At 50.9% G+C, this 23,025-nt stretch carries 19 protein-coding genes, 7 tRNA genes and 2 pseudogenes; 21 read left to right on the plus strand and 7 right to left on the minus strand.

Features of this window, described 5'->3' with window-relative positions; translation table 11 throughout:
- Nucleotides 1-29: 29 nt before the first annotated feature.
- The 8 genes from AC1TPC_RS25600 (at nt 30) to pdaA (ending at nt 1,722) form a co-directional block, all read left to right on the plus strand.
- Nucleotides 30-117, plus strand: a tRNA-Ser gene (locus AC1TPC_RS25600).
- Nucleotides 118-130: 13 nt separating this feature from the next.
- Nucleotides 131-205 (plus strand) — tRNA-Glu (locus AC1TPC_RS25605).
- Between the two features lie 17 nt (nt 206-222).
- A tRNA-Met gene (locus tag AC1TPC_RS25610) sits at nt 223-299 on the plus strand.
- Between the two features lie 28 nt (nt 300-327).
- Nucleotides 328-403, plus strand: a tRNA-Thr gene (locus AC1TPC_RS25615).
- 74 nt (nt 404-477) lie between these two features.
- Nucleotides 478-553: transfer RNA gene (locus AC1TPC_RS25620), tRNA-Thr, on the plus strand.
- 75 nt (nt 554-628) lie between these two features.
- Nucleotides 629-704 (plus strand) — tRNA-Thr (locus AC1TPC_RS25625).
- A gap of 8 nt (nt 705-712) precedes the next feature.
- A tRNA-Pro gene (locus AC1TPC_RS25630) sits at nt 713-789 on the plus strand.
- A 162-nt stretch (nt 790-951) separates the two neighbouring features.
- Complete coding sequence (gene pdaA, locus AC1TPC_RS25635) at nt 952-1,722, plus strand: delta-lactam-biosynthetic de-N-acetylase (protein WP_482069586.1); 771 nt, start codon at nt 952-954, stop codon at nt 1,720-1,722.
- Between the two features lie 73 nt (nt 1,723-1,795).
- On the opposite strand, the gene yhbH is transcribed toward pdaA, so the two are convergent.
- On the minus strand, nt 1,796-2,950 hold the full coding sequence (yhbH, locus tag AC1TPC_RS25640) for a sporulation protein YhbH (RefSeq protein ID WP_482069562.1): 1,155 nt from the start codon (nt 2,948-2,950) through the stop codon (nt 1,796-1,798).
- Between the two features lie 246 nt (nt 2,951-3,196).
- Between yhbH and AC1TPC_RS25645 the strand changes: the two genes are divergently transcribed.
- The 8 genes and pseudogenes from AC1TPC_RS25645 to AC1TPC_RS25680 all read left to right on the plus strand — a co-directional run bounded on the left by AC1TPC_RS25645 (nt 3,197) and on the right by AC1TPC_RS25680 (nt 11,202).
- Nucleotides 3,197-3,694 (plus strand): ABC transporter substrate-binding protein, encoded by a 498-nt coding sequence (locus AC1TPC_RS25645; RefSeq protein ID WP_482069563.1) that lies wholly within the window; start codon nt 3,197-3,199, stop codon nt 3,692-3,694.
- A 92-nt stretch (nt 3,695-3,786) separates the two neighbouring features.
- On the plus strand, nt 3,787-5,148 hold the full coding sequence (locus AC1TPC_RS25650) for an aminotransferase (protein WP_482069564.1): 1,362 nt from the start codon (nt 3,787-3,789) through the stop codon (nt 5,146-5,148).
- Between the two features lie 17 nt (nt 5,149-5,165).
- Nucleotides 5,166-6,440, plus strand: coding sequence for a M20 family metallo-hydrolase (locus AC1TPC_RS25655; RefSeq protein WP_482069565.1), 1,275 nt, complete (start codon nt 5,166-5,168; stop codon nt 6,438-6,440).
- Nucleotides 6,437-6,712: pseudogene (locus AC1TPC_RS25660) on the plus strand (nitrilase-related carbon-nitrogen hydrolase); the annotation flags it as partial. The gene AC1TPC_RS25655 and the pseudogene AC1TPC_RS25660, both read left to right, overlap by 4 nt.
- 141 nt (nt 6,713-6,853) lie before the next feature.
- Nucleotides 6,854-8,221, plus strand: a complete 1,368-nt coding sequence (locus tag AC1TPC_RS25665; protein WP_482069587.1) for an NAD(P)-dependent oxidoreductase — start codon at nt 6,854-6,856, stop codon at nt 8,219-8,221.
- A complete protein-coding gene (gene preA, locus AC1TPC_RS25670) occupies nt 8,214-9,518 on the plus strand; it encodes an NAD-dependent dihydropyrimidine dehydrogenase subunit PreA (RefSeq protein ID WP_482069566.1) in 1,305 nt (434 codons plus the stop codon). The genes AC1TPC_RS25665 and preA overlap by 8 nt, the downstream gene beginning before the upstream one ends.
- 1 nt (nt 9,519) lies before the next feature.
- A complete protein-coding gene (gene hydA / locus AC1TPC_RS25675; RefSeq protein ID WP_482069567.1) occupies nt 9,520-10,968 on the plus strand; it encodes a dihydropyrimidinase in 1,449 nt (482 codons plus the stop codon).
- A gap of 21 nt (nt 10,969-10,989) precedes the next feature.
- A complete protein-coding gene (locus tag AC1TPC_RS25680) occupies nt 10,990-11,202 on the plus strand; it encodes a hypothetical protein (protein WP_482069568.1) in 213 nt (70 codons plus the stop codon).
- On the opposite strand, the gene AC1TPC_RS25685 is transcribed toward AC1TPC_RS25680, so the two are convergent.
- From AC1TPC_RS25685 to AC1TPC_RS25695, 3 genes are read right to left on the minus strand one after another with little or no spacing between them, the layout of a single operon-like run.
- Nucleotides 11,188-11,568, minus strand: a complete 381-nt coding sequence (locus tag AC1TPC_RS25685) for a hypothetical protein (RefSeq protein ID WP_482069569.1) — start codon at nt 11,566-11,568, stop codon at nt 11,188-11,190. The genes AC1TPC_RS25680 and AC1TPC_RS25685 overlap by 15 nt on opposite strands.
- A gap of 52 nt (nt 11,569-11,620) precedes the next feature.
- A complete protein-coding gene (locus AC1TPC_RS25690; RefSeq protein WP_482069570.1) occupies nt 11,621-12,127 on the minus strand; it encodes a hypothetical protein in 507 nt (168 codons plus the stop codon).
- 1 nt (nt 12,128) lies between these two features.
- Nucleotides 12,129-12,305 carry a PucR family transcriptional regulator ligand-binding domain-containing protein gene (locus tag AC1TPC_RS25695; protein WP_482069571.1) on the minus strand — a complete coding sequence of 59 codons (177 nt, stop codon included), beginning with the start codon at nt 12,303-12,305 and terminating at the stop codon, nt 12,129-12,131.
- A gap of 62 nt (nt 12,306-12,367) precedes the next feature.
- Between AC1TPC_RS25695 and AC1TPC_RS25700 the strand changes: the two are divergent.
- Nucleotides 12,368-13,227, plus strand: a pseudogene (locus AC1TPC_RS25700) (alanine dehydrogenase); the annotation flags it as partial.
- Nucleotides 13,228-13,329: 102 nt separating this feature from the next.
- Here the strand turns inward: AC1TPC_RS25700 and AC1TPC_RS25705 are convergent.
- Nucleotides 13,330-14,574: an MFS transporter gene (locus tag AC1TPC_RS25705; protein ID WP_482069572.1), complete on the minus strand. Its 1,245-nt coding sequence runs from the start codon at nt 14,572-14,574 to the stop codon at nt 13,330-13,332.
- A gap of 213 nt (nt 14,575-14,787) precedes the next feature.
- On the opposite strand from AC1TPC_RS25705, the gene AC1TPC_RS25710 reads away from it, so the two are divergent.
- Both AC1TPC_RS25710 and AC1TPC_RS25715 read left to right on the plus strand, forming a co-directional pair.
- Nucleotides 14,788-15,954 carry an exonuclease SbcCD subunit D gene (locus tag AC1TPC_RS25710; protein ID WP_482069573.1) on the plus strand — a complete coding sequence of 389 codons (1,167 nt, stop codon included), beginning with the start codon at nt 14,788-14,790 and terminating at the stop codon, nt 15,952-15,954.
- Nucleotides 15,951-19,043: an AAA family ATPase gene (locus AC1TPC_RS25715; RefSeq protein WP_482069574.1), complete on the plus strand. Its 3,093-nt coding sequence runs from the start codon at nt 15,951-15,953 to the stop codon at nt 19,041-19,043. Before AC1TPC_RS25710 ends, AC1TPC_RS25715 begins: the two co-directional genes overlap by 4 nt.
- A 95-nt stretch (nt 19,044-19,138) precedes the next feature.
- Here the strand turns inward: AC1TPC_RS25715 and AC1TPC_RS25720 are convergent, their stop codons facing one another.
- On the minus strand, nt 19,139-19,633 hold the full coding sequence (locus AC1TPC_RS25720) for a hypothetical protein (RefSeq protein ID WP_482069575.1): 495 nt from the start codon (nt 19,631-19,633) through the stop codon (nt 19,139-19,141).
- Between the two features lie 64 nt (nt 19,634-19,697).
- Between AC1TPC_RS25720 and AC1TPC_RS25725 the strand changes: the two genes are divergently transcribed.
- Both AC1TPC_RS25725 and AC1TPC_RS25730 read left to right on the plus strand, forming a co-directional pair.
- A complete protein-coding gene (locus tag AC1TPC_RS25725; protein ID WP_482069576.1) occupies nt 19,698-20,072 on the plus strand; it encodes a DUF423 domain-containing protein in 375 nt (124 codons plus the stop codon).
- Nucleotides 20,073-20,236: 164 nt separating this feature from the next.
- Complete coding sequence (locus tag AC1TPC_RS25730) at nt 20,237-22,141, plus strand: putative bifunctional diguanylate cyclase/phosphodiesterase (protein WP_482069577.1); 1,905 nt, start codon at nt 20,237-20,239, stop codon at nt 22,139-22,141.
- Between the two features lie 55 nt (nt 22,142-22,196).
- Here the strand turns inward: AC1TPC_RS25730 and AC1TPC_RS25735 are convergent, their stop codons facing one another.
- On the minus strand, nt 22,197-22,691 hold the full coding sequence (locus AC1TPC_RS25735) for a hypothetical protein (RefSeq protein ID WP_482069578.1): 495 nt from the start codon (nt 22,689-22,691) through the stop codon (nt 22,197-22,199).
- Nucleotides 22,692-23,025 lie beyond the last annotated feature (334 nt).

Consider the following 23,025-nt stretch of genomic DNA (forward strand, 5'->3'; position numbering starts at 1 on the left):
GTTCGAGTCCTGTTCGGGGAGCCAGATTTGGAGAGATACCCAAGTGGCTCAAGGGGACCCTCTGCTAAGGGGTTAGACTGCGTAAGTGGTGCGAGGGTTCGAATCCCTCTCTCTCCGTCCCATTTTTCAAGGCCCGTTGGTCAAGTGGTTAAGACACCTCCCTTTCACGGAGGTAACAGGGGTTCGAGTCCCCTACGGGTCACCATATTTTTTCATTAACGTCGCGGGGTGGAGCAGCCCGGTAGCTCGTCGGGCTCATAACCCGAAGGCCGCAGGTTCAAATCCTGCCCCCGCAACCAATTAAATTAATGATCTACACATGAATATGCCGTTGTAGCTCAACTGGTAGAGCAACTGACTTGTAATCAGTAGGTTGGGGGTTCAAGTCCTCTCGACGGCACCATTTTTTCCAAGATGCAGCTTGGCCTAGCCAGACAGGCATCACAAACCGCTTTAATCGCTGGACATCATCGATATGCCGTTGTAGCTCAACTGGTAGAGCAACTGACTTGTAATCAGTAGGTTGGGGGTTCAAGTCCTCTCGACGGCACCATTTTTCCCAAGATGCAGCTTGGCTTAGCCAGACCAGCATCACAAACCGCCTTTAATAGGTGGACATAATTGATGTGCCGTTGTAGCTCAACTGGTAGAGCAACTGACTTGTAATCAGTAGGTTGGGGGTTCAAGTCCTCTCGACGGCACCATCTTTTCTCGGGACGTAGCTCAGCTTGGTAGAGCACCTGGTTTGGGACCAGGGGGTCGCATGTTCAAATCGTGTCGTCCCGACCATTTTAAATCAATGAAATACATATAAAACCGCTATCTACAAGGTCTAATTGACTTTGGAGAATAGCGGTTTTTTTATGCCCTTTTCGGGAAATATAAACGCAATATGTCGTCGCAGCGTCATATATCAATCGAATAAGGAGGGCATTGCTGTTGAGGCTTATTATGAAGTTCATGGCACTGTTCGCAGTGCTGGCATGGAGCTTATTAACTCCTTCTGCTGCTTTTGGTCAGCCCGGTGCGTATCATTTTGGTTTTAAGAAAAGCGTGGAAGGCCGATTGCCATCTATAGACGAGGAAGGCTTCAAGCCTATTATTACGAAGCATGGCGCGCTGTTTCTTGGAGATACAAGTAAAAAGGAGCTCTTTTTAACATTCGACAACGGGTATGAGAACGGCTTTACTCCTCGAATTCTTGATGTGCTGAAGGAGAAAAATGTGCCTGCTGTTTTTTTCGTTACGGGACATTATGTAAAGGATCAGCCGGAGCTTTTAAAGCGAATGGTTATGGAAGGACATATCATTGGCAATCACTCTTGGAGCCATCCAGATATGTCGCAGCTGTCGGAGGGCAGTATTAAGACGGAGCTCGACAAGGTGAAGGAGCAGGTAGAGGTCCTTACGGGACAGAAGGAAATGAAATATCTTCGGCCGCCGAGAGGCATTTTTAACGAAAGAGTGCTTGCGGCAAGCAAACAATTCGGCTACATAAACGTATTCTGGTCGGTCGCTTACAAGGACTGGGATGTGAATGCGCAGCGTGGCTCCCAATTCGCTTATAGCGAGGTAGTCAAGCAGCTTCATCCTGGAGCGATCATTTTGCTGCATTCGGTGTCAAAAGACAATACGGAGGCGCTTGGCAGAATTATCGACGAGGCAAGGCGTCAAGGCTACGAGTTCAAAAGCTTGGATCAGCTTGGCGCGAACAATCAATAAAGTAGATTAAAGCGCCTGAAATTGGACAGAAAAACCCGCCTTGCCGCATGAGCTGCAGGGCGGGTTTTGCTCGTTATGCACCGATTACTTGTTTGGAGAAGAACGTTTTAAGCGCCTTATAAACCTCGCCTTTCTCCTTAATGACCGAGTACATAAATTTTTTGTGGCTAATATGCTTATACGCCGACATCAATGTGCTGCTTCGATTGTATTGGTTGACCTCGCCGTATCCGAACATATTGCTTCGCTCCATAAGCTGTCCGATCAGCTTCACGCAGCGCTCGTTATCCGAGGTAAGATTGTCGCCATCCGAGAAGTGGAACGGGTAAATGTTCCAATTAGAAGTCGGATACCGGCTGTCGATGACCTCGATCGCCTTCTGGTATGCAGAGGAGCAAATGGTGCCACCGCTTTCACCTCGGTTGAAGAACTCCTCCTCCGTTACCTCCTTGGCTTCCGTATGATGCGCGATAAATACGATCTCCACATGCTCATACTTGCGGCGCAGGAAACGAGACATCCAGAAGAAGAAGCTGCGGGCACAATATTTCTCAAAGGACCCCATGCTTCCTGATGTGTCCATGAGGGCAAGAATAACAGCATTCGATTGCGGCTTTACAATTTCATTCCACGTTTTATAACGAAGATCGTCAGGCGAGATGCCGCCAATGCCGGATTTGCCTGCATTGGCGTTGCGCCGAAGATTTTCGATCAACGTACGTTTTTTGTCAATGTTGGACATAATACCTTTTTTGCGGATATCGTGAAAAACAATTTCTGTCGTTTGTAATTGATCCTTTTGTTTTTGCTCCAGATTAGGAAGTTCCAGCTCCTCAAAAAGCATATCCTCCAGCTGGTCGATGCTTATCTCGGTATCGACGACGTCCTCGCCTGGCTGATCGCCCGCGTCCTGGCCTTTGCCCGGTCCTTTGGCGGCTTGCGGATCGACCCCCAGCACATCGCCAACCTGTGAATCTCCATCGCCTTGTCCGACGTGCTGCTTCTTGTTGTAGTTGTATATGAAGTGGGATTCGTCGAGACTTTTAATGGGGACTTTGATTGTACGCCTGCCATCGGACAAAACGATGCTTTCGTCGGAAACCAGATCGGGAAGGTTTTGCTTAATTGCTTCGTGTACCTTTTCCTGATGTCGCGCTTGATCCTCATAGCCTTTGCGGTGGAGCGACCAATCCTCACGGGATACAACAAACAGCGGCTCTGACTCCATTTCCCTCACCTCATTCCATTAAATTCACGCTTCAGCAAACAAGATACCTGAAATACGGATTCCTTATTTCTTGTCTGTTACTCAATATATTCAAGAGCGGAGCGGTTATGTGAAGGAAAATTAGTCCATTTCTAGCAATCTACCGAATAGCTTGGTCAGCTCTACTTGACATTATGTCAAATGAATCAACGGAATTTTAACCATTTTGTATAATGTATTTTTTAGTTAGGTCCATTCCATTTCACGATGGATCAGTTTTTTAACAAGCAGCTGGATGTTGCCGTCTCTACCATTTACAACGAATACCATGTCGTGCTTGAAAGCGGCGTGAAGGAAGAGGATTTATACGTGTATGATTTCGAGGATGCCGGCGTTGGGATGCTGGAGGACACGCTGATCGTGAAGGACGAGTGGCTCAAGAACAACCGCGAGCTGGCTGTCAAAGCGATCAAAGCGACGATGAAGGGCTGGAATTACGCGATTGCGAACCAAGTGGAATCGGTTGATATCGTAATGAGCGCCGTAACGGAGGGAAGCACGACGAAGGAGCATCAGACGACGATGCTGATGGAGATGGCGAAGCTAGTGAAGCCGGAAGGGTTCGCGGAGGCGCAGGTAGGGTCGTTTGTCGATGACGCGGTGCAGCGAACTGTCGATATCGCGCTCAAATATGAGCTTATTAAGAAGGCTCCCGATCTGGCAGCAGCTGTCGACAAAACAATTTTGGAAGATGCGGCCAAGTAGGCGCATACGCTAGTCTATAACGATCGCGGATGGTCTCATCCGCGGTCATTACGACGATATGAGCGGCAGCCGCGAAGGAGGAGAAGCAGTCTATGGGTGTGAATGAGGCAGCAATGAATACGGAAGCAAAGGAAGAGCTGCTCGAGAAGGATCGCAAATATTTATGGCATCATATTTCTCCCCATAATGACAATCCAATGGTAATCGTATCGGGAGAAGGCAGCTGGATTACCGATCTGGATGGCAATCGTTATTTGGATGGCATGTCAGGCTTATGGTGCGTCAATGTTGGTCACGGACGAGCGGAAATAGCAGATGCGGCTGCCGAACAAATGAAGAAGATTGCCTATTCCACGCTCATTCAGTCGCATGTCCCTGCGATAGAGCTGGCTGCCAAGCTGAATGAATGGCTGGAGGGCGAATATCGCATCTTCTTCTCCAACTCGGGCTCGGACGCGAACGAGGTTGCTTTCAAAATCGGCCGCCAATATCACCATCAGCGGGGGAAGCCTTCCAAGCATAAGTTTATTTCGCGTCACCGTGCTTATCACGGCAACTCCATGGGCGCACTAGGCGCCACGGGGCAAGCGCAGCGCAAGCTGAAGTACGAGCCGCTTGGCGTCGGCTTCACCCATGTGCCTCCCCCGTATTGCTACCGTTGTCCCTTCGGCCAAACGAAGGGGGCCTGCGAGACGCAATGCGCCAAAGCCTACGAGGACGCGATCATTTGGGAGGGACCGGATTCGGTCGCTGGCATCATCGTCGAGCCGGTCATAACGGGCGGCGGTATGATCGTGCCACCGGAAGATTATTTGGCGAAGCTGCGTGACATTTGCGATAAGCATGACGTGCTGCTCATCGTCGACGAGGTCATTTGCGGCTTCGGCCGTTCGGGCGAGAGGTTTGGGCATTTCAACTTCGGCGTCCGTCCGGATATCGTGACGATGGCGAAAGGGATGACCAGCGCTTATTCCCCCTTATCGGCAACTGCTGTATCGGCTGAAATGTACGAGAGCTTTAAAGAAAGCGGACCGGATAGCCACTTCCGGCATGTGAACACCTTCGGCGGCAATCCCGTCTCCTGCGCAGTAGCGCTGAAAAACATTGAAATTTTGGAGCGGGAAAATCTCGTAAGCCGCTCTGCCTATATAGGCAAAGAGCTGCTGAGCCGGATCAAGCCGCTTAAGGCGCATCCGAATGTCGGTGAAATAAGAATATTTGGCTCGGCGATCGGCATTGAGCTGGTGGAGGATAAACAAACGAAGGAGCCGGCAACTGCTGTGAGAGTAACGTCTATTTTATCTGGGTGCAAGCAAAGAGGGCTTCTCATTAGCAAGAATGGCGATACGGTGCCGGGCTTTATGAATATTTTGACGATTAGTCCGCCTTTATCGACGACGGATGATGAAATCGTATTTATTGCCGATACGCTGCTGGAGGTTTTCGGGAGCTGATGGGAGAGGAGGAGGCAATGATGAAGGAGACAACGATAGCAGGCATTAATGCGAAACGGCTGCACGAGCGCATTTCTGAGCTGGCGCAGATTGGGAAGATCGGAAATACGGGCGTATGCCGCCTTGCGCTCTCGAAGGAAGACCTTGCAGGCGTGGAGCTTGTACGGAGCTGGATGATTGAAGCGGGAATGGAACCTCGCATCGATCCGTTCGGCAATTTGATAGGCGTGCTGACAGGAATTGATTCTACAGCGCCGGTCTTAATGCTTGGCTCTCATATTGATTCGCAGCCATATGGCGGTAGGTTTGACGGCGTTATTGGCGTGCTGGGAGCAATCGAGGCGGTTCAGACGATGGTGGAAGCAGGCTTTCAGCCGGCTGCCAATATCGAGGTTGTCGCTTTTTGCGATGAAGAGGGCTGCAGGTTCAACAAAGGATTATTCGGAGTCAGAGGAATGACAGGAAAGCTGGAGGACGGCGAGCTTGACCGGACGGATAAGAACGGGATCACCCGCAGGGAAGCGCTGCTGGCATTTGGCTGCGATCCTGCTGCGTTTGGCAGCTATACGTTCCAAGAAGGCCGGATTGGCGCATTTTTGGAGCTGCATATTGAGCAAGGGCCGGTGCTTGAAGCGCAAGGCGAGCCAATCGGCATCGTAAGCGGCATATCAGGACCCGTCTGGTGGACGGTTGAAATGACGGGCTTCGCAGGGCATGCAGGCTCCGTACCGATGCCGATGCGCCAAGATGCGCTGGTCGGCTGCGCGAAGGTCATCGTTGGTCTCAATGAGCTGGCGTCCCAGGAGTATGGCGCACCAACGGTCGGGACGGTTGGCTCCCTTTCGGTCTTTCCGGATTCACGGAACATTATTCCGGAGAAGGTGAGCTTCACGGTTGACTTTCGGGATATCGATCTCGCTAGAAGAAACGCGCTTGAGGAGCAGCTGCTTGCGCTCATAAACGCTGCTTGCCTCGACCATGGCTTAACGTATACGATTCGCGAGGATACGAGGAGCGATCCGCGCTATTGCGCGAGCGAGCTGAGAGCGATTATGCATGAGCAGGCAGCAGAAATGGGACTCGCGCCGCCGGAGCTGATGAGCGGCCCCTTTCATGATTCGCTAACGATGTCTTATGTATGCGATTACGGGATGATTTTTGTCCGCTGCAAGGATGGGATTAGCCACAATCCGAAGGAGTACTCAACACCTGAGGATATCGAGCTTGGAGCGGAGCTGCTCTACCGAACTGCTAGACAGATGAGCATGCAGAAAGGGGAAGCTGGAAGATGACCATCGTAAAGATTGGCTTGATCCAAGCATCAAATGATTTGCATGGCGATGAATCGTTAGAAGCACATAAGCGGACGGCGATTGAGAAGCATATTGGACTTATTCGCGAGGCGGCGGCCAAGCGCGCTCAAATGATTTCGTTGCAGGAAATCTTTTATGGGCCTTATTTCTGCTCCGAGCAGAAGACGAAGTGGTATGCGGCTGCGGAGGAAGTGCCGAACGGGCCAACAACGAAGCTGTTTCAAGAGCTGGCGAAAGAGCTTGGCGTCGTCAGGATCAAGACGAGGTCATCATTGGCGAGATCGATTAGGAGCTCATTCGCGAGGTCAGGGACGTATGGCAATTTTACTGCGACCGCAGGCCGGAGACGTATGACAATATCGTGAGCTTATAAGGAGGGAATGGACATGAGCATGACGGTTAATGCGGCGTTTATTCCAGTTGATTCGCTGAGGCGCAATTTTGCCGAGGCGAAGGCGGGGATGCGGCCGAAGGAAGCGATTGAGGAATCAAATCGATGTCTGTACTGCTATGATGCGCCTTGCATTAAGGCATGCCCGACCGGCATCAACATCCCTTCTTTTATCAAAAAAATTGCATCAGGCAATATGAAAGGGTCGGCGCGCGCCATTATGGAGGAGAATCCGGTCGGCGCTACCTGCTCAAGAGTTTGCCCGACGGAGGAGCTGTGCGAGGGCGCTTGCGTGCTGAATCACTCATCCAAGCCGATCATGATCGGCAATTTGCAGCGTTATGCGACGGATTGGGCGATCAAGAATGAGCAAAATCTGTTCGCAGCCGGTCAAAGCAACGGCAAGTCTGTCGCGATTATCGGCGGCGGTCCAGCCGGGCTGTCCGCGGCGCGCGAGCTTGCGAGATTCGGCTTCGCCGTCACGATATTCGAAGCGAAGGAGCAGGCTGGAGGGCTCGATACGTACGGCATCGTATCGTTCCGTTTGCCGCAAAGCATATCGCTTTGGGAAGTCGAGCAGGTAAGGAAGCTCGGCGTCGATATTCGGACGAATACGAGGGTTGGCGTCGATGTCCAAGTCGCTGATCTGCTTGATCAATATGATGCGATTGTACTGGCGATCGGCATGTCCAAGGTGCCGAATCTTGGCATCGAGGGCGAGCAGCTAACAGGCGTATACGATGCAATTGATTTTGTAGAAGCGACCAAGACAGAGCTTTCGACTGATTTCATCGGCAAGCGCATTGCCGTTATCGGAGCGGGAAATACCGCAATTGATGCTGCAACCTGTTCGGTGAGACTCGGAGCGGCAAACGTGAAGATGGTCTACCGCAGGACGAGAGAGGAAATGACCGCTTACGATTTTGAGTTTGAATTCGCGAAGCAGGATGGCGTGGAGTTTGTTTGGCTGAGCGCGCCAAGCAAAATTATCGGTGATGCGGACGGCAATGTCAAAGCGCTTGAATGCGTGGCGATGAGGCTTGAAGCAGTAGGCGATGGCGGCAGAAAAAGACCGGTTCCCATAGAAGGCGCAACCTTCGAGCTAGAGGTGGATGCGGTCATTAAGGCGATTGGGCAGACGCGGTACATGCCTTTGATCGAGCAGCTTGGCGTCGACCATAAGCGCGGCATCGTAACGGTGAATACCGAGACGTATCAAACCTCCAATCCCCGGATCTATGCGGCAGGAGACGTTATTTTTGGCGAAGGCCAAGGCGAAGCGATGGTCGTTTCCGCTGCACAGCAGGGCAAGCTGGCCGCTTCTTCCATTTACAATACGCTAATCGCGAGGAGGGAACGTTATGGCTGATCTTCGCATTCAATTGGCAGGCATATCTTCGCCAAATCCATTCTGGCTTGCATCCGCTCCGCCAACGAATACCGGCTACCAGGTGCAGCGCGCATTTGAAGCGGGCTGGGGCGGTGCCGTGTGGAAGACGCTTGGCGATCCGATCATCAACACATCGTCTCGTTTTGCCGCTGTTCATTTCAATGGACAGCGCGTGGCGGGCTTCAACAATATTGAGCTCATATCTGATCGGCCGCTTGAGATCAATCTGAAGGAAATATATGAAACGAAAAAAAGGTTTCCTGGCCATGCGGTCGTCGTTTCGTTGATGGTCGAGCCAAAGCGCGAGAAATGGCATGAAATTGTAAAAAAGGTCGAGGATATCGGCGTAGACGGGCTGGAGCTGAACTTCGGCTGTCCGCACGGCATGGCCGAACGGGGGATGGGGGCGGCGTCAGGACAGCAGCCGGATCTGGTTGAGATGCAGACGATGTGGGCCAAGGAGGCTGCGCGAACGCCGGTCATCGTCAAGCTTACGCCGAATATTACCGATATCACGGCAACAGCCAAAGCCGCTGTCCGCGGCGGAGCGGATGCGATATCGCTCATCAATACGATCAACTCGCTTGCGGGCGTAGATATCGACACATGGAATACGATTCCGCATGTTGGCGGCAAAGGCGCGCATGGCGGCTATTGCGGGCCAGCCGTTAAGCCGATCGCGCTGAATATGGTTGCCGAATGTGCGCGAAATCCGTTAGTCGGCGTTCCGATCTCCGGTATCGGCGGCATTTCGAGCTGGCGCGATGCGGTTGAGTTTTTGCTGATGGGCTCGACTGGGGTGCAGGTGTGCACGGCTGCGATGCATCATGGCTTCAGTATCGTTGAGGATATGATCGACGGCTTGAACAATTATTTGGATGATAAGGGATTAAAATCAGTCACTGAGCTGATCGGCAAATCGGTAGATCGTTACTCGGACTGGGGCAATCTTGACTTGAATTATGCGGTAGTTGCGCGAATTGAGCAAGAGACATGCATTGTGTGCAACAAATGCCATATTGCATGCGAGGATACCTCGCATCAGTGCATCGAGCGGCATACGAGCGAAAATGGCGCAGCGTATCTCAAGGTTCGCGAGGAGGATTGCGTAGGCTGCAATCTTTGCTCGATCGTCTGTCCGGTGGAGGGCGCGATATCGATGATAGAGGTGCCCGCCACGGAGCTGCCTCTTAGCTGGAATCAGCGGCAGGCGGCAATCGCGGCGCTAGGGAAAGGCAAGGAAGATAGCGATTCAGATAAAGAGGAGGGGGTGTAGCATGACGGCGAGGCTCATTAAAAATGGGACGATTGTAACGGCGGCTGACACGTATAAAGCCGATGTGCTTATTAAGGATGGCATTATCGCCAAAATCGGGTTTGACTTAACTGGCGAGGCGGATGAAATAATCGATGCGGCAGGCAAATATGTGTTTCCTGGCGGCATTGATCCGCATACCCATCTTGAAATGCCGTTTGGCGGGACGGTTACGGCTGACGATTTTGCGACTGGCACTAGAGCGGCAGCATATGGCGGCACGACAACAATCGTCGATTTCTGCTTAACGACGAAGGGGAAGCCGCTGAGCGAATCGATTGCTGCGTGGCATAACAAGGCGAATGGAAAAGCGGTTATCGATTACGGCTTTCATCTGATGATCGGTGAAATAAACGATGAAGTGCTGGCGGAGCTTCCGGCGATTGTCAAGGAAGAGGGCATTACATCCTTGAAGGTATTCATGGCGTACAAAAACGTATTTCAGGCGGATGACGGTACGCTGTTTCGGACGCTTCTCGCTGCCAAGGAGCTTGGCGCGATGGTCATGGTGCATGCGGAAAATGGCGACGTTATCGATTTCCTCATTCAGAAAGCACTCGCGGAAGGAAATACCGACCCGATTTATCACGCGCTCACAAGGCCTTCCATTGTTGAAGGGGAAGCTACCGGACGCGCGGCGAAGCTGGCGGAGCTCGCTGGTGCAAGACTTTACGTTGTACACGTAACCTGCGCGGAGGCTGTGCAGCAAATTGCGGAAGCAAGAAATAAAGGCGTCGATATTTGGGGCGAGACCTGCCCGCAATATTTGGTGCTCGATCAGTCTTATTTGGAGAAGCCGGATTTTGAAGGAGCCAAATATGTATGGTCGCCGCCGCTTCGTGAACCATTCCATCAGGAGGTGCTTTGGAATGCGCTGAAGAGCGGTCAATTGCAAACGCTCGGCTCGGATCATTGCTCCTTTAACTTTGACGGGCAAAAGGATCTTGGACTTGGCGATTTCAGCAAAATTCCGAATGGCGGCCCCGTCATTGAGGACCGCTTCTCGCTCTTTTACTCGGAAGGGGTTAACAAAGGGCGAATTACGCTCAATCAATTCGTTGATATCGTATCGACTCGTAATGCGAAGCTGTTCGGTCTGTTCCCGCAGAAGGGGACGATTGCCATGGGCAGCGATGCGGATATCGTCATCTTCGATCCGTTAGCCGAGCGTACGCTCTCCGCGAAGACGCATCATATGAACGTGGACTATAATCCGTTTGAAGGGATGCAGGTGACCGGCGTTCCGGTAAGCGTGTTGTCGCGCGGCGAATTTGTCATTCAAGAGCAGCAATTCGTGGGCAGCTATGGGGCGGGACGTTACTTGAAACGTACGTCATATACAGCGGCAGTTGGCGAAGCAGTACCTGCAACCGCATCCGCATCCACATCCGCATCAAAGGTGATTCAATAGCGATGAAGGAGGGAGATTGGCATGTCCGCTTATGAGCAATATGCAGAAGAGAAAAACAAAATCGATGCGTATATCAACCAGCAATATGTCATTTCTGGCATTACAGAAGGTTTGAGCGGCGACCTGCTGGAGTTTAAGCATCCCGGCGGGGACCATGCGACGCTGCTCGTGAAGACGGCGGATGCCCGGAAATATTTTGTCAATCTGCTCCTTAAGCAGTCAGGCAGCTCCTAATCGATTGGGCCTTGCACATATTCGTAAGCCCGGAGCGCGAGCTCGATCGTTAGCCGTATTTCTTGCTCCTTCCTGATGCAGCTCCGTCTTTTGCAGCCTGTGGATGGCTCGCATGAGGCGCTCCTTGAATTTGATGGCGCTCAGTTGGTCAAGCACAATGAATACGATATGGTCATGCAGCAGCAGCGGCAGGAGCAGGAAGCCTTCTCCTTCAAAAATAGCGCGCGCGACCATATTTTTCTGAATAAGCAGATTGCCATCGTCCTTATCTGTCCATGTCTTGGATGGATCGCCAAAATCAAAAAGGCATACTGCTATGCCCGTTAGCTTGGCAGTTGGCCGAAGCGAGCGAATGTAGTCTTGCACCTCATTTGCCGTATGCTTGCCGCTTAGCCAATCAACCGACCAGAGGTCATCCTTATGGCTGCCGCTCTTCCGTATACTTGGTTCGCATCATTTCCAGGGCAATGGCCGTTGCTGCGCGATCCAACGCTAAAATTTGAAATTCGCTCAGCTCCAGCTTGCCCTGCAGCTGCAAATCGGCGAATAGGTAGTCAAGCGCTAATATCGGACGATGGGCGACCATTCGCTGCGGCTCGGCGAACATTTTGCCATAAATCCACTGTTCATAAAAGCTGTCGGTTTTGGCTCTTGGCAAATGCGGGATAAAATGCGGCTCAACGCCATGCGGGAAGAAGGCAACCTGCGCGCCGTTCGTTTGGTGAAGCAGCCGAAGAAGAGACATCATGCCCTTGCCGGAGAGCAGCAGCTGATTTAGCTCGGTAGACAATGTCTCAAGCTCGGATACCATGCGATGATGCTGATGAATGAAGTGGGCGTGAAGATCCTGCGTAATATCGATATAACGGACCTCTTCGTGGAAAAAAATGAGGGGGAAGCTCTCGCGTATCGCGAGCTCCTTCATCTTAACGAACGGCTGCTTGGTGTAAAGGCCAAGCTTCAATGCATAGGCCCGATGCGCTGCTGCCGATAAGCTGCTGGAGAAACAATAAGCTGAGCGCTTCATCATCATGCCAGCCGATGCCGGTGCACAGGATAAGCTCATGACCGTTTAATAGATGGCCGACTTGGGTTGCTTCCATAATATGAACCCATTTTACGATGCGGTTCAGCGCCTCCTCGCTGGCGAAGGCTTCCGCCCCATTTGTTTACGTATCTCCATCTGGCTGCCGAGCCGGAGCTGACGGAGGCGCTAGTCCGGCATAAGGTAACGGCGATTGCGTAAGAGACGGTGCAGCTAGCCGGCGGGCAGCTGCCGCTGCTGACGCCCATGAGCGACATTGCCGGAAGAATGGCGGCGCAGCTTGGCGCTCAGTTTCTGGAGAAAACGAATGGCGGAAAAGGGCTGCTGCTGGGAGGCGTACCCGGCGTCCGAAAGGGGCGGGTAGCGATCATTGGTGGCGGTGTTGTCGGAACTGGGGCGGCACAAATCGCGATTGGGCTTGGCGCTGACGTCACGATTCTCGATACGGATGCGAGCAGGCTCCGCTACTTGGATGAACGGTTCGGCGGCAAGGCGCATACGCTCGCTTCGACGAAGCTGCAGCTGGCCGAAGCCGTTGCCGCCTCGGATCTCGTCATCGGAGCGGTGCTCATTCCAGGCGCGCGTGCGCCAAAGCTGGTTGCAGAGGAGGCTGTTCGGGCGATGGGAAGCGGCTCGGTCATCCTCGATGTGGCGATTGATCAAGGCGGCATCTTCGAGACGATCGACCGGATTACGACGCATGCGGCGTCGGTGTTCGAGAAGCACGGCGTATTGCATTATGCCGTAGCCAATATGCCTGGAGCGGTGCCGGAGACAGCGACAGCGGCGCTTACGAACGCAACGGTGCCCTATGTGCTTGCGCTTGCGAATCTTGGCCTGAAGGACCGGTGAGCGCTTATCCCGCACTGCGCAGCGGCATTAATACGCTGTCTCGCTGCGTGACGTACGCCGCCGTTGCCAAAGCCCATGACATGAGGCATACGGAGCTGAATGAATGCTTATCGTCTCTATCTGCTTAACAGAAGTGTCCTCAAACGAACAAGCCCCGAAATCAAGTGGAGAACATTGATTTCGGGGCTTGTTTGCTTACGCTTAGACTTAGAATTTGGATTCGTTTAGCGCTATAATACTTGATTCACACGCCTCAGCTTACGGAATAGCACTAGCGAGGTAGCGGCACAGAGCAGCGCGCATAGGCCAATGAACAAATAGCCGGCTTGCAGCCCTGCGATTAGGCTTGCTTGAGCATCTCCGCTGCCGGCAAACAGCCGCTTCGTCCAGTCTGTAATAGCGCCTATCAATAGGTTGCCGATCACGCTGGCGATGCCCATCAACGTTACGGTAAACGTGATGGCGGTATCGGCGTTGTTAGGATAGCGCTTAGCCAGCAGCGCCATTACGGTCGGATAGATAGGTGCGATACCGACGCCGGCTAAAGCAAATAGAAAAGCGCCAGGCTCGCCTATCACAATCGCACCTATCGAGCATAGACCGGAGAAAGCCGATAGGAGGATAAGTGATTTCGTATAGCCGATTTTGTCGATGACGGGTCCAAGGACAAGCCGCGCAAGCATGAAGCAGAAGAAAAACGCGGAAAGCATTTTGGCCGACGCATCGCCGCTCCAGCCATAAGCTTTCTCGAGAAAGTTTACGAGCCAGCCGCCGACGGCAAGCTCGGATATAACGCCGAAAGACAGCACCGCGACGATGAGCCACGCCATTTTATCACGTGCAAATTCCTTCAATGAGATTCGTTCTTCATGCCGCTCTTCATCGCCTGAATACCGTGCGAAAAGTCCAGGCAGCATCGGCAGTATCGAAAGAGCAAGCATCAGCATATACATCCCGCGCCAGCCGAGTGCGGAGCCGAATATATCTACACCCATTAATGATGCAGCGATAATTGGCGCGAAGGTCGAGCTTAGTCCATAAAAAAAGTGCGCGAGGTTCATCATTGTGCCCGTATTTTTGATAAAGATGCGAGCTGCCAGTATGGCGAGACCGATTTCGAGTATCCCGTTGCCGACATACATAAGGAAATACGCAGAAGAAAGAGATGTATAGTTGGCTGCAAAATATATGCACACACCCGATAACGCCATGGAGCCAAAAGCTAGTGCGAGCGTCAGCTTCATGCCTGCCTTGCGAGTAAGCCAGCCGGTAAAGCTGCACGCAAGCAAATAGCCGAGGGAGTTAAACGCAAGCAGAATGCCGACCTGCAGCTCGTCAAGCTTTAAATCAGCCTGCATCCTTGGGAGAGCAGGTCCTTTAATATTTTCTGAGAAGCCAAAAACGAGAAAACCGCCAAAAACGACGATGAGCAGCAGGATGTAGTTTTTGGATAAAGTGGAAGTTAGGCGAGACACGGTTTGTTGACCTCCATAATAGTGACTATAATGATAGAAGCAATTGATAGACGATAAGGCTGTTTTTAACTTTAACGCCAATCCTCGTGCAGCGCAAGACTTGAGGCTGAGGGGAATGCAGTAAACGATGCGTTGTGCCGGCGCGAATGGTAATATAAATGATAGAATTATAGGCTGGCTTTTTGATGAGCTAGGAAGGGAGTTTTGGGACGAATGAAGCTATTTCATACCGCGGACTGGCATTTAGGCAAGCTTGTTCAAGGCGTATATATGACGGAAGACCAGCGTTATGTGCTGCAGCAGCTGCTGCAAGCGATTGAAACGGAGCGGCCGGATGCCGTTATTATTGCAGGTGATCTCTATGATCGCGCAGTGCCGCCGACTGAAGCGGTTGAACTGCTCGACGAGCTGTTAGCACATATCGTCATTGATTTAAATACGCCGGTGCTGGCGATTTCAGGCAATCATGACAGCCCCGACCGCATTAATTTTGGTACAAAATTGATGGAAAAGAGAGGTCTTTATCTCGTTGGACAGCTGAAGCAGGATTTAATGCCTGTTGTGCTGCACGATACATATGGAGAAGTGCATTTCCATCTTGTTCCATACGTTGATCCCGCTCAAGCTCGTTATCAGCTAGGGGATGATTCGATACGTACCCATGATGATGCGATGCGCGTCATTACAGAGAAGCTTACGGCGAGCATGAATCCAAATGCTAGACATGTGTTCATCGGGCATGCCTTCGTGACGGCAACAGGGGAGCCGGAGCTTAATACGAGCGACTCAGAACGGCCCTTGTCGGTTGGCGGAGCCGAGCATGTGAGTGCGGCTTATTTTGAGAAGTTTCATTATACGGCGCTCGGCCATTTGCATCAGGCGCATTTCGTTAAGGACAATACGATAAGATATGCCGGATCGCCGCTCAAATATTCGATTTCTGAGGAAAACCATGTCAAAGGGTATCTCGTAATTGAGCTGGATGAGGCAGGCTGCGCAGCGATTGAGAAGCGAGAGCTTCAGCCGCTGCGCAATATGCGCCGGGTAGCTGCTTCGATAGAAGAGCTGGAGAAGCATCCGGTCAATGAGGATTATGTATTCGTAACGCTGCTTAATGACAATCCCGTTCTTTTCCCGATGGAGAAGGTGCGTGCAGTCTATCCGAATGCGCTTCACGTCGACCGTCGCCAAGCGCTCAGCATGAGCGCGGATGGCGCAGCGGAAGCGGGGAGCAGCACGGGAAGACGAGAAGCCGATCCGGTTGAGCTCTTTGCCGCCTTTTATCAGGAGGTCAAAGGACAGCCGCTTACGGACGCCAAAAAAGCGTTGTTTGCAGATACGTATGCAGAGCTTCTGCGCGAGGAAGGAGGGGCGCTATGAGACCGATTAAGCTAACCATGACTGCTTTCGGGTCCTATCGCGATACGGAAACGATCGATTTCAGCCTGCTCGAGGATCGCCGTTTGTTCGTTATTTCGGGGAATACGGGTGCTGGAAAAACGTCCATATTCGATGCGATTTGCTTCGCCTTCTATGGAACGGCAAGCGGCGAGGACCGCTCGGACCCGCGAATGCTGCGGAGCCATTTTGCAGCTGAGGATACGCATACGGCCGTCATTTTTGATTTTGCAGTAGGCCGCAGAAACTATTCGGTCATTAGACAAATGCCTCATCGCAAGGGTGGAAACAAAAGCGAAACGGGCGGCAAAGCCGAATTATATGAAACGACTAGCGGCGAGGCGATTCCGGCGGTGGATCGGTTTATACTCTCCGACGTGAATGCGAAGCTCGAGCAAATTATTGGGCTGACGAAGGAGCAATTCAGCCAGATCGTCATGCTGCCGCAGGGTGAATTTCGCAGGCTGCTGACGTCAGATACGGATAACAAGGAAGAAATTTTACGGCGGATTTTTCGCACGGAGCTTTATGAACGGCTGGAGAGCCGTTTTCAATTGAAAAATCGCAGCTTGCAGGACCAGCTCAAGGAAGCAAAAGCGACGATGAATGTTTATATGAAGCAAGTGCAGGAGGCGCTCCCGGAACGGGCGGGTAGCGAGCTCTCCCGCGTATTACAGCAGGAAATATATAGTCCAACGCAGATGACGGAAGCGCTTGAGCTTGAGTTTGACTTCTATAGAAAGCTGGCAGATCAAGCGGCGGCGCAGAAGGAAGCGCTGGCGGCTCAGCTTGAATCACAGGAAGCCCAGCTGCGTTCAGCAATTACGCTTAACAGCAAGCATGAGGAATATGATCGAAAGTGGGTGCAGCAGGAGCAACTGGATGCAAAGAAGGCTGATTATGCGGTGAAGGAGCAGCAGCTTGCGCTTGCAGAGAAGGCGTCGCAATTGGCGCCGTATATGGAGCAGGCCGAGCGGGCAAGCGCTGATGCGATTGTGAGGCGGAATCAGCTTGCTGCAAGGCAAGACGAGCTGCTGACAGCCGAGCGCGAGCAAGCGCTAGCTGCCGAGCGTTACGCGGCAGAGGAACAGCGCGAGGAGGAGCGGCGCGAAGCCGAGCGCGAGCTGAGCAGTCTAACAGAGATGGTGCCGATAGTAAAGACGCTGGCAAGCCAGAAGCTGGCGATTGACAAGCTGATCCAAACGGAGAAGAGCTCCAGCGATAAGCTGCAGGCAGGTGAGGCCGCGCTTGCGCAGCTTCGTGATGCGAAGCAAGCTTCACAGCTTAAGGTCAAACAAATTGAACAGGATACGGTTGAATTGACCGATATGCAGGACAAGCTGCGTTTGATCGAGCAGCAAGGGAAGCAGCTCAAGCGTTTAGTAGATGTAGAGAAGGAAATGTCACGTATTGCCCAGCTTGAGAGGGAGTTCGCGGAGTCGCTTGCCAAAGCCAAGCAGGAGCATGAGCAGCTTGAGACATCTTGGATCGAGGGGCAAGCTGCGCTGCTTGCTGCCCATCTGCATAATGGCAAGCCATGTCCCGTATGCGGAAGCGAGGAGCATCCGGGTAAGGCGGTTACAACCGCTGAGGTGCCATCGCGGGAGCGGCTGCAGGAGGCGAAGGCGCAGCTAAGCGCCGTGGAGCGCGAATGGCTGGAAGCACGCGCGCAAATGGCGGCAGCAAGTGCGAACCTCGAGGAAGGCGCCAGAGAGCTGGCGGAGTTCGGTTTGCAGGCTGTTGCGCTGGAGGAGCAAAGAACGCAGCTGCAGCAGCAATGGCGCGCTCTAAAGGAGCAAACGGATAAGCTGTCGCTTCAGGCCAAGCAGTTGCCGGAGCTCAAGCTGCAAATCGAGCAGCAGGAGCAGCTTCTTGAGCAGCAGCTTCAGGCCAAGGAGCAGCTTCAGCAGGAGATGCAGCGGCTTAGCATTGAGCGAGCATCGCAGCAATCGGCGATGCAGAAGGAGCTGGAGCGTATTCCGGATTCGCTGCGTTCGCCGGATAAGCTGAATGCCAAGCTGAATGAACAGCAAGCTGTCACCAGCCGCTTGAGTGCTGCGTGGAAGGCTGTTCAGGAGCAGCTTCAAAACATGACCGCAAAGCTGGCTGAGCAGAAGGCATACGCGGTTCAGGCCGTGCTTCAGCAAGAGGAGGCAGAGAGCAATAAGCTGCTTGCCGAGCAGCGGCTGATGGAGGAGCTTGCGAAGGCAGGCTTTGGAACGGTTCAGCAATATCGTGAAGCAGCATTGATTGAAGAAGCAAGGGAGCTGCTTCGAGACGATATTTCAGCTTATCGAACGGCAGTTTCATTGTTGACGCAGCAGATCGTGGAGCTGCAGGCTGAGCTTGTTGGAAAGCCTAAAGTCGATATTGTGCTGCTGAAGGGTCAGCTGGACGCATTGAAGCTGCAACTGGAGCAGATGATTGCGGCCGCTCAAACCGCTCTTCGTACTGCTCAAGCAGCACAGCGCCTGTCAGCTTCAATCAGAGGGGCAAATGAGCAGGTGAAGAGCCTTGAGGCGAAGCTTGAGGAAGTTATGGACATATTCCAAATGCTAAAGGGGGATAACGCGCTCAAAATATCGTTCGAGCGTTATATTCTAATCGAATTTTTGGAGCAAATTCTGTTCGCCGCCAACGCTCGTCTTCGCGATCTGTCGAATGGGCAATTCTCCTTGCAGAGAAGCGATCGCCTCGAAAATCGAGGAAAGCAAAGCGGTCTTGGACTCGATGTCTATGACTCCTATACGGGGCAAAACCGCGATGTGAAGACGCTATCCGGCGGCGAGAAGTTTAACGCCTCGCTTTGCCTCGCGCTTGGAATGACGGATGTTATCCAGTCTCATCTAGGCGGAGTGACGATTGAAATGATGTTCATTGACGAGGGCTTCGGTTCGTTAGACGAGGAGTCGCTGCAGAAAGCCATTGCGGCGCTCGTCGATCTCCAGAAGGCGGGCAGAATGATCGGCGTTATCTCTCATGTGCAGGAGCTGAAAGATGCATTCCCTGCTTGCCTTGAAGTCAACAAAACGAAGGAAGGCTTCAGCCGTACGAAAATAACAGTGAAATAATAATCATCTGACTTCGGTTGAAATAAATAAAGTCTGCTTCATGCTCCGCAAAGGAGGCTGAAGCAGACTGGATTAACACAGTGGATTTAGGTTAGTTATGTAACGTTAGCAGCAATTGCTGCAGCACCTGCAAAAAACAATCCAATTCCGCCAACAAAAACGATAACATTCAGCACAATGCCAATTACGCTGAATAATTTGCGGCGTTTGCTCGAAAAGGCGCCGATGATAGCTAAAATAAGACCTACAAGCGAGATTAAGCCTGCGCCAAAGATGCAGAAGATGGCTATTACCATAGAAGCGAGAACCTCTGGTCCCAGCTCTTCGATAGACGCTTGAAAAGCGGCTGAATCCGCAGACGGATCAGGCAGAGTGGTGCTCCCGATTTGATCAGCGAACGACGATCCTGATACAATAGCAATAATAAGCAAAACGACTGAAATTAAACCGATGATGAAGGATGCAATACCAAGTCCAGATTGCTTCTTTGGACCTTCTAATGTGGAAGGCTCGTTAGAGAAGACTGGTCTTGAAGCAAAAGGGTCGTTCTCGGGTGGAAGGTTAGTTCCATTGCTGAGGTCATTTTCCAAAATTATCATCTCCTTTACTAATTACGGTAAAATTATACACAAATTTGAAAGGATTGAAAACAACATGTTTCCTAAATATTTTGTAATTGGCGCCATTAATGCCGCGCTTGCGATCGCGCTCGGCGCATTCGGTGCTCACGGATTAGAAAAACAGTTGACTGAGCATTACCTAGAAGTTTTCGAAACGGGTGTAAGATATCATATGTACAGCGCTTTAGGATTAATGCTGATTGCATTATTCGCTAAGCAAATTGGCGCAAGCAAGCTAGTATTGAACGGGGGGCGGCTTATTGTAGCCGGAACCGTACTCTTTAGCGGAAGCCTTTATGTACTTGCAGTCAGCGGCTTTAGCAAGCTAGGCATCATTACCCCTTTTGGCGGCGTTGCTATTCTTGCAGGCTGGGCATGTGTTATCGTTGCAGCATTAAAAAAATCATAAAATGAAATTGAAAAAAATGTCATATTTCGAGTTGCCGACATAATATACTGTAATGTAACAAAGAAACAGATTACTTTAGTAAATATTTCTATACCAGATCGATTACATCGTTTATAATAAAGCGAACACTCACTTGACTCGAAAAAGAGGAAGGAGGTTTGTGCGTGACGAAACGGATGGATGGTTTTCCTGAAAGCAACAAGCGACTTAAGCTCAAGCAATCAACGAGCGGACCTTTGATTATAAGCTGCCTGCTTGCAGCTCTTGCATCGGTTTGGATCGTGGTAGCTTTATTGTTGATCTCTAATCCGATGTACAAGTGGACGGCTACAGCCATCGCTGCATCGTTACTCGTAACCGCAATAATTGTTTATATAAAACGCAATGAGTCGATCAGTTTTCAAAACTATCATACGGCCATCGTAGAAACCTTGCTTCGTTCCGATGCGGTACCGCTTGCTATATTGAATAGAAGCGGCATCATTATGGAGATGAACGAGGCGTCTAGCCGTACGCTTGGCTATCAGCGCTCCGAGCTTTTAGGGGAGCCGATATCTCGGATAGTCGAGCCCGGCAGCCGCCAGTCGCTGCTTGATTCGCTGGGGCATGCTTGGCTTGGAGAAACGAAGCAGACGAACATTAATATCACGCATGGCTCTGGGTTTCCTTTAGAGCTTCAAGTGACCTGCTCTCCGATGCTGCAGGATAATGAGGTTATCGGCACCGTTTTAATCAGTCAGGATTTAAGCGACCGAAAACGGAACGTTGAACGGATTCGCTACATGGCCTATTACGATGATATGACAGGCTTACCGAATCGGACATTGTTTCAGATGAAGCTGACTGAGACGCTGGTTAGGGCTAAGGAAGAAGAACGGGTAGTCGGCATCTGTTATCTGGATCTGGACCGATTTAAGCTCGTCAATGCATCCTTTGGGCGCGAATTTGGCGATATTCTTCTTATGCAGGTTGCCGAGCGTTTAAATAGAAACCTTTCCGACAACGATTTTGCCGCTCGCATGGAAGGTGATGAATACGCTTTATTGTATTGCAATGTAAAGTCTGAGAAGCATTTGCTTGAGCTGTCGAAGCAGCTGCTTAAATCGATTGAAGAGCCATATGAGCTAAGCGGTTTTCCTTTACATATTACAGCGAGCATTGGTTCAGTTACGAACAGCAACGAGGATGACGACAGCTACGCGCTAATCAAGAAAGCCGATATGGCGCTTGTTAAGGTGAAGGAAAGCGGTAAAAATGATTGTCTGCTCTATTCGGAGAGCTGGAGCAATTCATCGTTTGAACGCCTTACGCTGCAGCATGAAATGTACCGGGCCATACAGCGCAATGAATTTATTTTACATTATCAGCCGCAATATGATTTGGTTTCTGGAACGATGGTTGGAGTAGAGGCGCTAGTACGATGGAATCACCCGCTCAAAGGGATGATACCGCCAGGTGACTTTATTCCTCTAGCGGAAGAAAGCGGGATGATCGTTCAGATTGGCGACTGGGTGCTTGAAGAGGCATGCCGTCAGAACAAAGCTTGGCAAGACGCAGGGCTGCCGCCAATTCCGGTATCTGTCAACTTGTCCATTAGACAATTCGTTCAAAATGATCTAGCAAGCAAAGTATTTGCCGTGCTGGAGAAAACAGGCATGGATGCTAAATATTTGGATCTGGAAATAACGGAGTCGATGACGATGGATGTCAGCCATGTGTCTCGATGCTTGCTGGATTTAACCGACCTCGGTGTCAATATTAGCGTGGATGATTTTGGCACTGGCTATAGTTCATTTCATTATTTAAAAAACTTTCCGATTGACCGTTTGAAAATTGATCGATCCTTCGTTCGGGATATTCAGCAGGATCCAAACGATGCGGAGATCGTTGCAGCCATTATCGCAATGGCACATAATTTGAACATACAGGTCATTGCTGAAGGCGTGGAGACAGAAGGCCAGATGGAGTTTTTGAGAAAGCACAAATGCGATGAAATGCAGGGCTACTTCTGGAGTCCACCTGTAACGAGCGACAGTATCGAACTCATGCTTACACCCGGAAACATATAAAAACCGTTCCTAGGCTGCTATTAGACAGTCATTCGAACGGTTTTTTTAATGCGTGCTAATAGGAGAAATCTTCAATTTCATTTAAACGGAACGTATAAACCTGCTTTTCGTCTACATGATAGACTGTAATGATATATTCGGCTTCATCCATATTAATGATTCTGCAAGGTATGCTGAGCTTGATGCCAAGCCCTTTGTTTACGATCAGCCTGATCAAAGTGTTGTTTTTCATGATTGCTCTTATTTTGTCAAAATAGCTTAAAGTCTCGAAGGAAGGCGGGTCAGGCTTGTCTACGTCTTTTGGATAGGATTTCACTTCGTTGCTGTCAGCTTGAACAGGGATGTCTTGTGTGATTGCTGCGTTCTGCTTCCGCTCATCAATGATCATACCGAGCTTAATGCCCGATAATATGCGAAAATCGACGTATTCCGATTGATTTAACGTATGAAGAAGTGTCTCTAACGCCGCAGCATCATTTTTTCCTTCAACAAGCACCTCAATATTGAAAACAAATGATGACTGATTAGGGGATGAGGGATGTTTTTCCATAGGACCTCCGGTCGAGTTGGTATAGTACTAATATACCACTAAATTAGCCTTTCATATAGTTATTTTAATGAGCATTTATCCAACACTGTAAAAAAAAATTGCATATAATGATGAAGCAATGCCTCTTATTCATGAACCGAAGGGGGTGAATCCTATATGATGCGAATGGTTCCTTTTACACTGGAGAATGGGTAAACCATTCTTGGCGTTGAAGTGAAGCTGCCCAAAACAACTTTGCTCGCATTTTGACGGACAAAGGATATATTATGTGCGGTGCGCTTTGTATAAGGGTATAACACAAGCAATATAATAACCATTTAAACACCGATAAACT

The organism is Paenibacillus sp. Y280, assembly GCF_056786335.1.